3 protein-coding genes and 1 pseudogene are annotated in these 3,801 nt (G+C 75.0%); all 4 read right to left on the minus strand.

All coding sequences use genetic code 11. The features are described 5' to 3' along the window. Nucleotides 1-733 (minus strand): annotated as a pseudogene (locus tag CM1CMNOD_RS15345) (hypothetical protein); the annotation flags it as partial. Beyond that, nucleotides 730-2,154 carry a dihydroorotase gene (locus CM1CMNOD_RS15350; protein ID WP_013874513.1) on the minus strand — a complete coding sequence of 475 codons (1,425 nt, stop codon included), beginning with the start codon at nt 2,152-2,154 and terminating at the stop codon, nt 730-732. The gene CM1CMNOD_RS15350 and the pseudogene CM1CMNOD_RS15345, both read right to left, overlap by 4 nt. Then, complete coding sequence (locus CM1CMNOD_RS15355) at nt 2,151-3,074, minus strand: aspartate carbamoyltransferase catalytic subunit (RefSeq protein WP_013874514.1); 924 nt, start codon at nt 3,072-3,074, stop codon at nt 2,151-2,153. Before CM1CMNOD_RS15355 ends, CM1CMNOD_RS15350 begins: the two co-directional genes overlap by 4 nt. 132 nt (nt 3,075-3,206) lie before the next feature. Beyond that, nucleotides 3,207-3,737 carry a bifunctional pyr operon transcriptional regulator/uracil phosphoribosyltransferase PyrR gene (gene pyrR, locus CM1CMNOD_RS15360; RefSeq protein WP_131772727.1) on the minus strand — a complete coding sequence of 177 codons (531 nt, stop codon included), beginning with the start codon at nt 3,735-3,737 and terminating at the stop codon, nt 3,207-3,209. Between the last annotated feature and the right edge of the window lie 64 nt (nt 3,738-3,801).

Genomic DNA, 3,801 nt, shown 5'->3' on the forward strand with positions numbered 1-3,801 from the left:
GCCCGGCTGCGCCCGTGGGCCGGGCGCCCGTGGGCCGTTGCCCCGCAGCCTGCCCCGAGGCCGCGGCGCCCAGCGCCCGCGGGCGCAGCCGGGAGACCGCCCGGCCGACCGGATGAGGCCTGGTGATCTCGCCGTCGGTGGGCGCCGGCCCCGGGCCGATCAGGCTGTGCACGGCGCGGACCACCTTGGGCTGGCGGGCCCGGTCGTCCCCGCGCAGGCCCGTCTCCAGCTCGTGCGCGCCCAGCGACCAGGCGATGACGATGATGCGTCCGACGCCGGCGACCTTGCCGGCGTGCGCCCGTTCGAGACGGGCGCCGCGCACGGCCTCCCGCGGGATCCAGAACGGCTCGTTACCGGCCCGGTCCACCCGGATGCCACGGTCGTAGACGGAGACGTACGCGTCGGCCCGGCCCCCCAGCCCGCGGGCGGTGACCCGGTCGAGCCAGTGGCCGGCGTCCACCGTGCCCAGGTACAGGCCCTTGATCGGCGCGGCCACCACCTCACCGATGGTCTCGGGGACCACCGGCAGGTCGGGCAGGTCCTCCTCCTGACGGCGGGCGCGGTGGCGCCAGCTGCGGCGCATGGCGTCCACCGCGGCGATGAACAGCAGGATGCACCCGAAGGCGAACAGCAGGTGCAGGCCCAGCCGGTCCGGGCCGCGGTCGGGTTCCGCCAGGGGAAGGCCGCCGGGCAGCGCCACGAACGCGGCGGCGAAGGTGAGATGGTCGGTCATACGATCTTCCCGTCGAGCACGGTTGGACGCCCCCGCAAGAACGTGGCCTGGACCCGTCCAGGCAGCTTGCGGCCGGCGTAGGGAGTGTTGCGGCCGCGGCTGGCCAGCGCGCCGGCGTCGACCGTCCAACGGGCCACCGGATCGACGAGGACCAGGTTCGCCACGGCTCCCGCCGACAGCGACAGCGCACCGGCACCGGCCGGGTGCACGTCGTGGGCGGGCGCCCGGGACGGCCGCCCGCCGGCCGCGGGCGGGTGGTGGTGCCCACCGGCCGGGGCACCGGAGCCGCCGGGCAGGCCACCGATCCGCCCCGGGGCGATCGCCATCCGGTCGGCGAGCCCGGCCCAGTCCAGCAGCCCCGTCTCCAGCATGGTCATGATGGCGATCGACAGCGCGGTCTCCAGGCCGACCATGCCCGGGCGGGCGGCCATCCACTCGGTCTCCTTGTCCTGCGGGGCGTGCGGGGCGTGGTCGGTGGCGACGCAGTCGATCGTGCCGTCGGCGAGCCCGGCGCGCAGCGCCTCCACGTCCGCGGCGGTCCGCAGCGGCGGATTGACCTTGTAGACCGGGTCGAAGGAGGTGGCCAGGTCGTCGGTGAGCAGCAGGTGGTGCGGGGTGACCTCGGCGGTGACCCGCCAGCCCTTGGACTTCGCCCACCGCAGCAGCTCCACCGAGCCGGCGGTGGAGACGTGGCAGACGTGCAGCCGGGAGCCCACGTGGCCGGCGAGCAGCACGTCCCGCGCGATGATCGCCTCCTCGGCGGCGGCCGGCCAGCCGGGCAGGCCGAGCCGCGCCGAGACCACCCCCTCGTTCATCTGCGCGTCCTCGGTCAGCCGGGGCTCCTGGGCATGCTGGGCGATCACCCCGTCGAACGCCTTGACGTACTCCAGCGCCCGGCGCATGAGCACCGCGTCGGACACGCAGTTGCCGTCGTCGGAGAACACCCGCACGGCCGCCGCCGAGGATGCCATCGCGCCGAGCTCGGCGAGCCGGACGCCGCGCAGCCCCTCGGTCACCGCGCCCACCGGGCGCACGTCGCAGTACCCGGCGTCCCGCCCGAGCCGCCAGACCTGCTCGACGACCCCGGCGGTGTCCGCGACGGGCTCGGTGTTGGCCATCGCGAACACGGTGGTGAAACCGCCCAGCGCCGCCGCCCGGGTGCCCGAGGCGACGGTCTCGGCGTCCTCCCGGCCCGGTTCGCGCAGATGGGTGTGCAGGTCCACCAGCCCGGGCAGGGCGACCAGGCCGTCGGCGTCCAGGACGGTCGCGCCCACGACGGACAGGTCGCGGCCGGCCTCGGCGATGATCCCGCCGTCGAGCAGCAGGTCCACCGGGTCGCCGCCGAGCGGCCGCACCCCGCGCAGGTGCCAGCGCCCGGCCTCGTGCGCGGGTCCGCCGGCGGTGTCGCCGTGTCGCGTCATGGCACCTCCCTGGTACCGCCGAGAAGCAGATACAGAACCGCCATCCGCACGCTTACGCCGTTGGCGACCTGCTCGACCACGGTCGAGCGGGTCGAGTCGGCCACATCCGAGGCGATCTCCATGCCGCGCACCATCGGCCCCGGGTGCATGACCAGCGCGGACAGCGGCATCGCCGCGAGTCGGTCGGCATCCAGACCGTACCGGCGGGCGTACTCCCGCTCGGTGGGGAAGAACGCCGCGGTCATCCGCTCCCGCTGCACCCGCAACATCATCACCACGTCGCTGCCGGGCAGGACCGCGTCCAGATCGTAGGAGACCGTCACCGGCCACTGCTCCACCCCGACCGGGACGAGGGTGGGCGGGGCGACCACCGTCACGGCCGCGCCCAGCGTGGACAGCAGCCACACGTTGGAGCGGGCCACCCGGGAGTGCAGGACGTCACCGACGATGGTGACGGACAGGCCCTCGATCCGGCCGAGCCGGCGGCGGATGGTGAACGCGTCCAGCAGCGCCTGGGTCGGATGCTCGTGGGTGCCGTCCCCGGCGTTGAGCACGCTGCCGCGCACCCAGGCGGCCAGCCGGTGCGGCGCGCCGCTGGCCGGATGCCGGCAGACCACGGCGTCGGCCCCCATCGCCTCCAGGGTCTGGGCGGTGTCCTTGAGGCTTTCGCCCTTGGAGACGCTCGACCCCCGGACCGAGAAATTGATCACATCCGCGGACAGCCGCTTGGCGGCGAGCTCGAAGGACGTCCTGGTCCGGGTCGAGTCCTCGAAGAAGAGGTTGACCACGGTACGGCCACGCAGGGTCGGCAGCTTCTTCACCGACCGGTCGGCGACGGTGGCCATGTACTCGGCGGTGTCCAGCACCAGCAGGGCGTCGTCCAGGCTGAGATCCTGGGTGGACAGCAGGTGGCGCATCATGCCGGCCCCGCCGCTTCGGGCCGGCTCACGGCCGGCCCCCGTTCGCGGCCGGCCCGCTCACGGCCACGGCGGGCGGCGGCGGGACGGCCCGGCCGTGCCGGCACGCCGAGCGCTCCGGCGCACCCCCCGGACTCATCGGCCCGCTCCTTCCGACAGGATCATCACGGCGTCCCGGTCGTCGGTCTCGGTGAGGCGGACCGCGACGGCCTCCTGCCTGGACGTCGGCATGTTCTTGCCGACGTAGTCGGCCCGGATCGGCAGCTCCCGGTGCCCGCGGTCCACCAGCACCGCGAGCTGCACCACCCGGGGCCGGCCGAACTGCGCCAGCGCGTCGAGCGCCGCCCGCACCGTCCGGCCGGAGAACAGGACGTCGTCCACCAGGATCACCGTGCGGCCGTCGATCCCGCCGTCCGGCAGGTCGGTCACCGCCAGCGGCCGGACGGCACGCAACTGGAGGTCGTCACGGTGCATGGTCGGGTCGAGCGAGCCCACGCCGAGCTCGACGCCTTCGACCGCCCGGACCCGGTCGGCGAGCCGGCGGGCCAGTGGGACGCCGCGGGTGGGTATACCGAGGAGCACGACACCGTTCCCACCGGCGGTCTTCTCCAGGATCTGGTGGGCCATCCGGGTGAGCACCCGGCCGATGTCCGCGCCGGAGAGCACCGTGCGGGCCGTGCCGGGGCCGCCGGGGGTGCCCGATCCGGACGTACCTGGGGTGGGCCTGTCC

Source organism: Protofrankia symbiont of Coriaria myrtifolia (assembly GCF_900634755.1).
Classification (GTDB): Bacteria; Actinomycetota; Actinomycetes; order Frankiales; family Frankiaceae; genus Protofrankia; species Protofrankia coriariae.